This is a genomic window from Thalassotalea sp. PLHSN55 (assembly GCF_052030545.1).
In the GTDB taxonomy this organism is placed as follows: domain Bacteria; phylum Pseudomonadota; class Gammaproteobacteria; order Enterobacterales; family Alteromonadaceae; genus CANMXU01.
Genome location: NZ_JBPDIH010000002.1, coordinates 52017 through 64419, shown reverse-complemented (window position 1 = coordinate 64419; position 12403 = coordinate 52017). Strand labels below are relative to the sequence as shown.

Annotated in this window: 11 protein-coding genes; all 11 read left to right on the top strand. The window is 39.1% G+C overall.

Features of this window, described 5'->3' with window-relative positions:
- Window positions 1–58 precede the first annotated feature (58 nt).
- The gene (gcvT, locus tag ACRRSQ_RS03475) at window positions 59–1147 is read left to right on the top strand and encodes a glycine cleavage system aminomethyltransferase GcvT (protein WP_440874313.1); all 1089 of its coding nucleotides are present in this window, start codon (window positions 59–61) and stop codon (window positions 1145–1147) included.
- A 150-nt stretch (window positions 1148–1297) separates the two neighbouring features.
- Entirely contained in the window at window positions 1298–1687 is a 390-nt protein-coding gene (gcvH, locus tag ACRRSQ_RS03470; protein WP_440874312.1) for a glycine cleavage system protein GcvH, read from the top strand.
- Window positions 1688–1952: 265 nt separating this feature from the next.
- Window positions 1953–4859, top strand: coding sequence for an aminomethyl-transferring glycine dehydrogenase (gcvP, locus tag ACRRSQ_RS03465; protein ID WP_440874311.1), 2907 nt, complete (start codon window positions 1953–1955; stop codon window positions 4857–4859).
- 81 nt (window positions 4860–4940) lie between these two features.
- Window positions 4941–6536, top strand: a complete 1596-nt coding sequence (locus ACRRSQ_RS03460) for an AbgT family transporter (RefSeq protein WP_440874310.1) — start codon at window positions 4941–4943, stop codon at window positions 6534–6536.
- A gap of 313 nt (window positions 6537–6849) precedes the next feature.
- A complete protein-coding gene (locus tag ACRRSQ_RS03455; RefSeq protein ID WP_440874309.1) occupies window positions 6850–7461 on the top strand; it encodes a rhomboid family intramembrane serine protease in 612 nt (203 codons plus the stop codon).
- Window positions 7462–7744: 283 nt separating this feature from the next.
- A complete protein-coding gene (locus tag ACRRSQ_RS03450; protein ID WP_440874308.1) occupies window positions 7745–8122 on the top strand; it encodes a hypothetical protein in 378 nt (125 codons plus the stop codon).
- 129 nt (window positions 8123–8251) lie between these two features.
- Complete coding sequence (locus ACRRSQ_RS03445) at window positions 8252–9211, top strand: restriction endonuclease (protein WP_440874307.1); 960 nt, start codon at window positions 8252–8254, stop codon at window positions 9209–9211.
- Window positions 9212–9322: 111 nt separating this feature from the next.
- Window positions 9323–10153, top strand: coding sequence for a hypothetical protein (locus ACRRSQ_RS03440; protein ID WP_440874306.1), 831 nt, complete (start codon window positions 9323–9325; stop codon window positions 10151–10153).
- A 118-nt stretch (window positions 10154–10271) separates the two neighbouring features.
- Window positions 10272–10877 carry a hypothetical protein gene (locus ACRRSQ_RS03435; RefSeq protein WP_440874305.1) on the top strand — a complete coding sequence of 202 codons (606 nt, stop codon included), beginning with the start codon at window positions 10272–10274 and terminating at the stop codon, window positions 10875–10877.
- Between the two features lie 111 nt (window positions 10878–10988).
- Entirely contained in the window at window positions 10989–11363 is a 375-nt protein-coding gene (locus ACRRSQ_RS03430) for an SMI1/KNR4 family protein (RefSeq protein ID WP_440874304.1), read from the top strand.
- Window positions 11364–11443: 80 nt separating this feature from the next.
- A complete protein-coding gene (locus tag ACRRSQ_RS03425; RefSeq protein WP_440874303.1) occupies window positions 11444–12058 on the top strand; it encodes a hypothetical protein in 615 nt (204 codons plus the stop codon).
- Window positions 12059–12403 lie beyond the last annotated feature (345 nt).

The following is a 12403-nucleotide window of genomic DNA, read 5'->3' as shown; positions in this document are numbered from 1 at the left end:
CTTGTTTTATCGCCAATGTGGCCAAGCAAACGAATAACAACTACCTAGGTGAATTATTATGAGTAGCAAAACTGTATTACATGCCAAGCACTTAGAAGCTGGCGCGAAAATGGTCGACTTCCACGGTTGGGAAATGCCAATTAACTATGGCTCTCAAATTGAAGAACATCACGCCGTTCGTACCGATGCAGGTATGTTTGACGTTTCTCATATGACCATTGTTGATATTAAAGGTGCAGATGCCCAAGCATATCTTCGCCGTTTAGTGATCAACGATGTTGCTAAACTTACCACTGCCGGTAAAGCACTATACACAGGTATGTTGAACCACGAAGGTGGCGTAATTGATGACTTGATCATTTATTACTTTAGCGAAACTGACTACCGTTTAGTGGTAAATTCTGCGACACGCGAAAAAGACTTAGCGTGGATGAACGAGCAAGCCGCTAACTTCGACGTTACTATTACTGAGCAGCCAGAATACGGCATGATCGCCGTACAAGGCCCAGAAGCTAAAGCAAAAGTTGCTACCATATTAAATGCTGAGCAAACTCAAGCGGTAGATGGCATGAAGCCATTTTTTGGTGTACAAGCAGGCGATTTATTTATTGCGACAACCGGTTACACTGGTGAAAATGGCTACGAAATTGTTGTACCAGAAAATCAAGCCGCAGACCTTTGGCAGCAATTGTTAGATGCTGGCGTTAAACCTTGTGGTTTAGGTGCTCGTGATACCTTACGCTTAGAAGCTGGCATGAACTTATACGGTTTAGATATGGACGAAAGCGTTTCGCCACTTGCCGCTAACATGGCATGGACGATTAGCTGGGAACCTGAAGATCGTAACTTTATTGGTCGCGACGTATTGACGGCGCAAAAAGCATCGGGCGATCAACCAAAACTTGTCGGTTTAGTGCTTGAAGAAAAAGGCGTATTACGCACGGGTTTGAAAGTGGTTACAGAAGCAGGTGAAGGCATCATCACTTCGGGTACTTTCTCGCCAACACTTGGCCACTCAATTGCCATGGCACGTGTACCACGTAGCGTTAAATTAGGCGATACCGTTGAAGTTGAAATGCGTAAGAAGCTGGTTAAAGTACAAGTCATTAAGCCAAGTTTTGTACGTAACGGCAAAAAAGTATTTTAATTAATTTAGCTTGTTAAGATTATCTTAAAAATCAAAGCAAGCTAAGTTAAAAATGGTTGAATTTTAGGCTATAGTAATTAATTCAAAAATAGCGTTTTTTACTCTAGCAAAACAAGAATATTTCGAAAATTAAATATTAGGATCAATAAAATGAGCAACATTCCTTCTGAATTAAAATATGCAACATCTCATGAGTGGGTACGTAATGAAGGCGACGGTACAGTAACTGTTGGTATTACAGAGCACGCACAAGACCTTTTAGGTGACATGGTATTTGTTGAATTACCAGAAGTTGGTGAAAGTGTAAGCACTGGCGACGACGTTGCCGTAGCTGAGTCTGTAAAAGCGGCTTCAGACATTTACGCACCAGTTTCAGGTGAAGTTGTTGAAGTTAATGAAGACTTAGAAGATTCACCAGAATTAGTTAATTCAGACGCATTTGGCGACGGTTGGTTATTTAAACTTAAGCTTGACGATGCTGCAGAGCTTGACGCATTACTTGATGCTGAAGGTTATGCTAACTCAATCGACGAAGACTAATTTTCGGTCACATTTTGACTTTATGCTGCGTTACTTTCGTTCTTCGTCTAAATCACTTAGTGTACTAAGCTCATCAGACTCAGAACTTTAGTGCCTTGCTTACATGGATGTAAGTACTGAGGTTAAGTCCGGAACAATTAACCTGTGCCTAAAGCGCAAACTGTTTACGAAAACTTATTTTAAAGCCTCGAAGATTCTCTAGAATACCGGGGCTTTCTTTTTATTTAAACGTATTTTGTATATTACTTTATAGAGAAGCTGTTTTATGACTACGCAATCGACATCTCCAGCAACACTTGCCGATTTAGAGCAAACACAAGACTTTATTCGTCGTCACATTGGTCCAAATGCCGAGCAAACACAAGCGATGTTAGCCGACATTGGCGCGGAATCGGTAGATGATTTAATTAACGAAATTGTGCCAAACGATATTCGTTTAACCCAATTGCCAAACATTGAAGAAAGTAAAACAGAAGTTAAAGCGTTAAGCGACTTAAAAGTTGTTGCTAGCCAAAACCAAGTAAATACCAGCTACATTGGTTTAGGTTATTACCCAACGTTAACGCCAAACGTTATTCTACGAAATGTACTTGAAAATCCAGGTTGGTACACAGCGTATACACCATACCAACCAGAAATTGCTCAAGGTCGTTTAGAGTCGTTATTAAACTATCAACAAATGTGTATCGACTTAACGGGCTTAGACTTAGCGTCAGCGTCGTTACTTGACGAAGGTACCGCTGCTGCAGAAGCAATGGCCTTAGCAAAACGTGTTTCTAAAAACAAAAAATCAAACCTGTTTTTCATCGCTGAAGACGTATTCCCACAAACGATTTCTGTTGTTAAACAACGTGCCGACATGTTTGGTTTTGACGTAGTTATCGCACCTGCGGCCGACGTTGAAAACCACGATGTATTTGGTGCGTTATTGCAATACCCAAGTGCGACCGGTGAAATTACTGATATTCGTGAATTAATTGCTAACGTTCATGCCAAAAAAGGCATTGTTGCGGTAGCGGCTGATATTATGAGCTTAGTGTTATTAAAATCACCGGGCGAATTAGGCGCAGATGCAGTAATAGGTTCTAGCCAACGTTTTGGTGTACCTATGGGCTACGGTGGACCTCACGCAGCATTTTTCACCACCTCTGACAAATACAAGCGTTCATTGCCGGGTCGTATTATTGGTGTATCAAAAGATACCCGCGACAACCCAGCGCTACGTATGGCAATGCAAACACGTGAACAGCACATTCGCCGTGAAAAAGCCAACTCAAACATTTGTACCGCCCAAGTTTTATTAGCCAACATGGCTGCTTTTTATGCGGTATACCACGGTCCTAAAGGCTTAAAAGTGATTGCTGAGCGCATTCACCGTTTTACCGATATTTTATGCCTAGGTACAGCAACCAAAGGTTTACAAGCACTACATGCGAATTACTTTGATACCTTAACTTTTAATATTGATAGCGAGCAAAAACAAGCCATAGTTGCCCGTGCATTAGCGGCAAATGTTAACTTGCGTACTGATGTTGAAAACCAGCTTAGTGTATCGCTAGACGAAACTACTACACGTGAAGCCGTTAGCACTTTATTTGATATTTTATTAGGTGAAGGTCATGGTTTAGACGTTGCAGACTTAGACGCAAAAATTATTGCTTGTGGTCACTCATCAATTCCTGCTGAATTAATTCGTCAAGACGAGATTTTAACGCACCCAGTATTTAATTCTTACCATAGCGAAACAGAAATGCTTCGTTATATTAAAAAATTAGAAAATAAAGATTTAGCGCTTAACCACTCAATGATTTCATTAGGTTCATGTACGATGAAACTTAATGCAACAGCGCAGATGATCCCGGTATCTTGGCCTGAATTTGCCAACATGCATCCATTTGCGCCAATCGATCAAGCACAAGGTTACAAGCAGATGATCGACGAGCTAGGCAAATGGTTAGTTGAGCTAACAGGCTACGACGATATTTCAATGCAGCCAAACTCAGGCGCACAAGGTGAATATGCAGGTCTTATCGCGATTCACAAATACCACGAAAGCCGTGGCGATTCACATCGTAACATTTGTTTAATTCCATCATCGGCTCACGGTACTAACCCTGCATCTGCACAAATGGTTGGCATGAAAGTGGTTGTGGTTGACTGTGACAAACAAGGTAATGTTGATATGGACGATTTACGCGCGAAAGCCAGTGAATTAGCCGACAACTTATCGTGTATTATGATCACGTACCCGTCGACTCACGGTGTTTACGAAACCACCATCGCAGAAATTTGTGATGTTGTTCATCAATACGGTGGTCAAGTTTACCTTGATGGTGCCAACATGAACGCGCAAGTTGGTTTAACATCTCCTGGGCATATTGGCGCCGACGTTTCACACCTTAACTTACACAAAACCTTCGCTATTCCTCACGGTGGCGGTGGTCCAGGTATGGGACCAATTGGCGTTAAAGCGCATTTATCTCCATTCTTACCTGATCACCCATTAGTGAATATTACCGAAGGTAACGAAGCAAACGGAGCGGTTTCTGCCGCGCCATTTGGTAGTGCGGGTATATTGTGTATTTCTTACCTTTACTGTGCATTATTAGGCAAGCAAGGCGTAACAGATGCCACTAAATACGCGATCACCAATGCCAACTACTTAGCGAAAAAACTAAGCCAACATTACCCAATTTTATACACAGGTGACAACGGCCGCGTAGCGCACGAATGTATTATTGACTTACGCCCATTAAAAGCTGAGTCTGGCATTACTGAAGTAGACATGGCTAAGCGTTTAATGGATTATGGTTTCCACGCACCAACCATGAGTTTCCCAGTGGCTGGTACGTTTATGATCGAACCAACAGAGTCTGAATCAAAAGTTGAATTAGACCGCTTTATTGAAGCTATGGTTAGCATTCGTGAAGAAGTACGTAAAGTTGAGTCTGGCGAATGGTCAGCCGATAACAACCCACTACACAACGCACCGCATACATTAGCTGATATAACGGGCGAGTGGGATCGTGCATACTCTATTGCTGAAGCAGTTTTCCCTGTGCCAGCAGTTGCGCAAGACAAATTCTGGCCAACGGTTAACCGTATTGATGATGTATACGGCGACAGAAACTTAATTTGTTCTTGTCCTAGTGTCGATACGTATAAAGACTAATTAACTGGTTGAAGATAACTGATACCGCTAATAAATGGTGAGCTCCTGTTGCTCACCATTTTCATATAAGGCTAAATATTAATGACTTCAGAAGTTACCAATATCCCCTCTAAAAATGAAAAACCTAAAGGTTTGTTCAATCGTTTTTTATCGACCGTTGAATACTTAGGTAACCTATTACCGCATCCTATCACCTTGTTTGCGATTTTTTGTGTTGCGATTATTGTTGGCAGCGGCATCGCTGACTTTTTTGACCTAAGCGTAGTTGACCCAAGACCCGAAGGGGCGAAAGGGCGCGCACCAGACGGTGTGATACATGTTGTTAGCTTAATGTCTGTTGATGGTTTACATCGTATCGTAACCGGTTTAGTGACTAACTTTACCGGCTTTGCGCCACTAGGTACGGTATTAGTGGCAATACTTGGTGTAAGTGTTGCTGAGCATTCAGGCTTATTGTCTGCCACCATGCGTAATATGGTAATGGGCGCTTCAAAACGCTTTGTTACTTTTGCTATTGTGTTAGCAGCAATTTTATCAAACACCGCATCAGAGCTTGGCTACGTGGTATTAATTCCGTTAGCTGCGATGATATTTCACAGCTTAGGTCGTCACCCACTTGCCGGTTTAGCCGCCGCTTTTGCGGGTGTTTCTGGTGGTTACAGCGCTAATTTATTATTAGGCACCATCGACCCATTACTTGCCGGTATCACTACGCCTGCCGCACAAATGATCGACCCTGATTATGTGGTTGGCCCAGAAGCTAACTGGTATTTCATGATCGTATCGACTTTTCTTATCGCCACCTTAGGTACCTTCATTACTGAAAAAATTGTTGAGCCGCGCCTTGGTAAATATGACCCAAGCGAAGCAAGCATCGATTTATCAGCAAGTACCGTTGAGCACATTACCCCGTTAGAAAAGAAAGGTTTGCGTTGGGCAGGTTTTACCTTCTTGCTAATGTGTATTTTACTCGCGCTAAGCATTATTCCTGAAAACGGCATTATGCGAAATCCTGAAACGGGCTTAGTCGCAGGATCGCCGTTTCTTAAAGGCATTGTTGCTTTTATTTTTATCACCTTTGCTATACCGGGCTTTGTTTACGGTAAAGTCGTTGGCACCATGAAAAATGACCGAGACGTAATTGACGCAATGGCAAAAAGCATTAGCTCAATGGGGCTTTATATCGTACTGGTATTTTTTGCTGCTCAATTTGTCGCATTTTTTAAATGGACGAACTTTGGCACCATTATCGCCATTAAAGGCGCGGCTTTATTACAGGCGCTTAGCCTTACAGGACCAGAAGTATTTATAGGTTTTATTTTAATGTGTGCGGTAATTAACTTAAGTTTAGGTTCATCTTCAGCGCAGTGGGCAGCCACCGCACCGATATTTGTGCCTATGTTAATGCTAATCGGTTACGCGCCTGAAACCATTCAAGCAGCTTACCGTATTGGCGATTCAGTGACTAACCTAATTACTCCTATGATGAGCTATTTCGGCTTAATATTAGCGGTAGCGGTGAAATATAAAAAAGACATGGGCATAGGAACGCTCGTCGCCACCATGTTGCCATACAGTATTGTCTTCTTTATTGGTTGGGTGGCATTGTTTTATGTTTGGGTATTTGGTTTTGGTTTGCCAGTAGGACCTGCATCACCGATATATTATCAACCGTAAAAGGTTTGATTTGTGTGATCGTTGATTCGTAAACTACGGTCTAAAATCGGGGTCGGTGACATATATGTCACCGACCCCTTTTCTATTTCTGATCCTTTACTATTTTTTACTTGAAGATGAAAAAGAAAAGGGCGCTAAGAGCAAGATAATTCCTTCTTTCCTACAAAGTTAGTTTGGTCTTTTGTTTAAGTTATTGAACATATTGGTTAAATAACTTAAGGTTAGCGTAATTACGAAAAAGAAAGGAGGAAATGTTCCTTGTTTAAACACGGAATATTTCCTGTTAAAAAGACTGTTAGCTTCAGGATGAAGTATGAGTTCTAATCACAAACCAATATCTACATTATTAATCTGCATTCTCACTATGAGTTTTTCTATTTACGTTGCTTACCAATTAACAGGCACATTTTTAGGTAAGTCTAGAATTATTCATCTTGCTGAATATGGTGGGTTAACTATCGAAGGCATAAAAAACTTTGAAATATGGCGATTTTTCACTTCACAGTTAATTCATGTTCATCAAAAGCATATGATTTATAATGTGTTATCAATATTAATTTTAGGTATTATCGTCGAGCGAAAAATAGGGCCTAAGTACACATTCGCAATTTGGTTACTCGCTGGTGTTTCTGGTACGTTGTTTAGTACACAATTTGGCTCACCACCTTGGAATACTGGTACTGGAGCATCACAGGCTGCTTTTGGCTTTGCTGGCTTTTTAGTTGTTTTAGCTCTAAAAAAAGCCGACAATTTATATTTAGTATTGGTAGCTCTTGCATTTGCACTTATTCCTTCACTGTATTTAGACTTTAAATCTGTAGGGTACCCAAAGCCTGGGCACGCTCTAAGTTTTGTTATAGGCTTTATGCTAGCGCTCTATTTTTATAGGCAGCACTCATCTAGGCTGGTTGTACAAGGAAGCTAACAAGGCATTTAAAATCGGGGTCGGTGACATATATGTCACCGACCCCTTTTCTATTTCTGATCCTTTACTATTTTTTACTTGAAGATGAAAAAGAAAAGGGCGCTAAGAGCAAGATAATTCCTTCTTTCCTACAAAGTTAGTTTGGTCTTTTGTTTAAGTTATTGAACATATTGGTTAAATAACTTAAGGTTAGCGTAATTACGAAAAAGAAAGGAGGAAATGTTCCTTGTTTAAACACGGAATATTTCCTGTTAAAAAGACTGTTATATGCCAAGGAGGCTCAATGCCAACACCGAATATCTACTCAAAGCTTCAGGTTTATCTCAGTCCATTCGGTAATATATTTTTGGTCTTATCATTAATATTGGTAGCTGTAGGTATTTTAGGGTTTTACCTTGTACCCGAAGGAGGAATAGAGCCAGAAGATTCTTGGAAAATATATGTACCAATGCTTCTTTGTTGGCTAGCTGCCATGCTTCTTTGGTGTATTGGTGTGTCTCGTTTCCAAATGGAATCATTTATTCGTAAGATTCCACTTTTAGGAAAGTTACATAAATTAATGGTATCGGACTCAAAGCCATGGGCAGAGGCTATGTACCTAAATTTTATTTTATTACTTTTATTTGTTTATTTGGCCGGAGGCTTTTCAGTCTTTGGTTAGTGCTGAAAAAGGCATATAACAAGCTGTTTAACAAGGACAAAATACAGTTGGCTTTTGCTCCTTCGTCGCTTATTTTAGCCAACTATATTTTGCCCATTAACAGGGCGTTAGTTTTCAAAGGAGGCCTCGTTGGCTGTTCTAGATTTCAAGGAAATTTCTGAAGCGCATATTGCCTCAGGCTATCAAGACCAATTCGAACTATTTGCTAGAGACTTTTTATCTTTTGTAGGCTACGAAATAATCACCGATCCTGATAGAGGTGCTGATGGCGGTGTTGACTTAATAGTTCAAGAAAAACGAACTGGCGTTGGCGGTCAAACATTAGTTAAATGGTTGGTTAGTTGTAAGCATAAAGCACATAGTGGTAATTCAGTAAAACCAACTGACGATTTCAATATAAGAGATCGAGTAGAAGCTAATGAGTGTGATGGTTTTATTGGTTTTTATTCAACACTTGCGAGTGCAGGTCTTGCTGGCAACCTTCAAGGCATGGAAGGGAAAATTGAATCTCAAATTTTCGACTATGAAAAAATAGAAAGCAATCTATTGCATTCAGCAAAAGGCCTTGAAATTGCCGAACGCTACTTTCCAAAATCTCTCGATAAGTGGAAAACAAATAACCCAAAACCAGCTCAAATTTTTGCTGAGGAGCCTAAACTTTTCTGCAAAGTTTGTGACAAAGAGCTATTTGCCCAAGATGACAAAGGTATAATTCAACTTTGGAAAAAAACACGTAAAGATTACGTGAATGAAACTAAACGATATGAATATGTTTATTGGACATGTCGTGGGCATTGTGATGATGTACTTTCAAACCATATAAGAAAGCAGCGGAATGATGTTGTTGACGGTTGGGAGGATATTTCTGACGTAATGATGCCAACAGTATTTATAAAATGGATTATGAGCACTTTTAATGAGTTAAGAGATGGCGTTGAGTATTCAGATGAAGCATTTGAAAATTTAAAAAACTTCATGCTTAAAGTATATCCATATATTTGCCGTCATTTAACTGATAGTGAGCAGGATAGAGTTACGTCACTCATGCAAATTCCATCGTACATGGGTGGTTTGGGATATGAAAACTAACAAGTCGTTTAAAAGGACAAAAAACAGTTGGCTTTTGCTCCTTCGTCGCTAATTTTAGCCAACAATTTTATTGCCTCTTAACGAGGCGTTATACGTTCAAAAAGGATTTGCATGGCTCGTCTAGCACCTAAGACAAATACTCTAAGAGCTCTTTTCGCAAGATCAGGAAATCAATGTGCCTTTCCCGGTTGCACCCAACCAATAATGAACAATAAAAATAAATTTATTGGTCAAGTATGTCACATTGAAGCCGCAATGACGGGAGGCGAACGCTTTAATGAAGAAAGCGATGATGAATTCCGCCGAAGTTATGAGAATTTATTAATTCTTTGTTATCCACATCATATTGAAACAGATGATGTGAAAGAATATCCAGCAGAAAGGCTCATCCAAATAAAGAATGAACATGAGCAGGTATTTGAAAAAGATAATTTTAAAATTGACGAGGCTGAATTAGTAAAACTTTCTCATGAAATGGAAAAATATTGGGGAGATATTGAAAGATTAAACAATGTTGACCATGTATTCGCTGATACAGGATTAGCTATGGAAGTTAAAGGGGATAATAGCTTCTTTCAGGTTATCAAAAGTGCCTACGAGGCAATTGATGGAATTAAAGGTTTGCTTGATCGCCTTCATGAAAGTGATGAAAACCTACAAAATGAATTTGAATCTCTTTTAATTAAAAAGGGGATAAGCAAAGAGGCATTCGAAGACATTCCATATTATGAAAATCCTTTTATAAATCGAAATTGGGAAAGTCATAATTTAGGCACTCCAAATTGGTTGCAAAGAATTAGAATTGACTTAGTACATATTGAAGTAAAATACTTAGAAGAATATTTAAAAACTAATAGTAATGATCTTGTTGCCAAAGCAAGCTTTGAAAAAGCAAAAGAGCATTTAAAAAAATTTGCTAAAACTGCAATGCACGTTGACTAGAACGTATAACAAGTTACTCAAACGGACGCTAAACAGTTGGCTAGCGCTCGTTCCTCGCAATTTTAGCCAACAATTTCGCGCCGCTTAGTAAGGCGTTAGTTGTTCAAGGAGTATCAACATGGATTGGAGTTCTTTTGGCTCTGCAATTTCAGGTGCAGTAATTGGTGGTTTCATAGCCGGTTTCTTCGCATTGAAATCGACACAAAAATCATTTGATAATCAGAAAACCCAATCTGATGAAAGTGAAAAAAAATTAATAAAAGGTGTGCTACAAGCAATTCATGATGAACTAGAAACTATTTTCGAACGCTATCAAGAGTCTATGGGAAGTAAGATTGAAAACCTTAATGATCAAGAAGCATTAGCTTTTTATTATCCTTTGGTTAGTGATTTTTTTACTGTCTATAATGGTAATAGTTTTTTGATTGGACGAATTCCAGATAATGATTTACGTAAAAAAATCATTAAAACTTATACCATTGCAAAGGGTATGGTGGATTCTTTTCGATTAAACAATGATTTAGTTTCAAAGTGGGAGTTCTCAGAGAAACTATTTGCTGAGTCTCAGCTAGAAGTACACAAACAACAAGCTATTGCACATCATTCTGCTTTGGTAGATTACGCAAAGTCTATAAAAGATGGTCATGCCTCTTTTAAAGTTGAGGTAAATGGTTTACTAAGAGAATTGCGTAAAAACGGTGTTCTTAATGAAGTGAACAACTAACAAGTCATTAAAGCAGGACAAAAAACAGTTGGCTTTTGCTCCTTCGTCGCTTATTTTAGCCAACATATTTTTTGCCTCTTAATGTAGGCGTTATGTTTCTAAGGAACTGAAGTGACCCCTGAAGATATTTTAAGAATTGAAAAGGAAACCAAACTTAAGCTTCCTCTTCATTACATTGAGGTTATTACCAACTATCCGCCTGAATTGTTGAATTGTGATGCTCAAGACTTCGGGCTTTGGAATTCGCCAGATGAAGTTATTGAAGAAAATAACGCTGTTCGAAAGGATGGTTATTACGGTGAAAAATGGCCCGATAACTATTTAATTATTGGCCATAATGGTTGTGGTGACCACTATGTTACTGTTTTAGATGGCACCCATTTTTCCGTAGGATTTTCTGATCATGAAGAAATGCGTTGTACAAAATATGCCGATAGCTTAGAAGAATTTATAAACAAATATTTAACCGAACAAGAAGAAATATAACAATACGCTCAAGCTATGGACGCAGTAAACTGCGCCGCTTAGCTAAAGCGTTAGCTTTATTTACCAAGGATAGGAGTATTATGAATTCTGTACAGAAGGTTATTTTAATTGCAATGAGTCTCGCTCTATTTAGCTGCAAAATGACTGAACGACCAAATTTACCAGAAACAATTGATAATGGTTTAGCTCAAAAAGATGGATATGGTGTAATTATCGGCTCGCTATCAAGAGCTAATGCCGCCGCTATTTATGATATTTGGAGTATTCGTCTTCGTTCAAAAGATTCGAACATAGAGCAAGATATAAATATTCTAGGTAAAGCATCGACTACAGCTCCTTTTGTAGCTTATGATTTCGATTATAAGGAAAAGCAATATTCAGGAAATCTTTTTGCTTATATTGTACCTGCTGGGGAATATGAATTTTACAATTATCGGTTATTCCAAACTCGCGGTGCATTCTCTCGAAACTGGTACCCTGAAAATGAATTCTCAATGCCAATTAAAATTAAAAGTGGCGCCATTAATTACATCGGGGAGTATTCAGCGACCAAGGAGTACTTTTGGGAAGTTACAAGCAACCAAACGAGGGATATAGCTTTATTTAAAGCTAAATATCCTAACTTGGACTGGAGTAAGCTTATAATTGCATTACCCAAAGCAAGCAATGAAACTAGTGTGGTAATTAAAAAATAAAGCTAACAAGGCACTCAAAAGGACAAATAACAGTTGGTTGTTGCTCCTTCGTCGCCTATTTTAACCAACAATTATTTGCCTCTTAGTGAGGCGTTAACTGAGGTGATATGACCATTGGGCGGAGATATAGAATATTTGCAGGAGTGTTCTACCCGCCGCTGCTTGGGTGGGGCATACCCGTATTAGTTGGTTCTATTTTTTATAGTAAAATATCACTTTCGATGTCATTTTTTATCTTGTTTTTCGCGTATTTTTATATGCTAATCCCATCCATGATATTTTCACTTTCAATGGAATTTATAGTATCAAGGTTTATTAGCAACCACATTTTAGCTGTTGGTATAG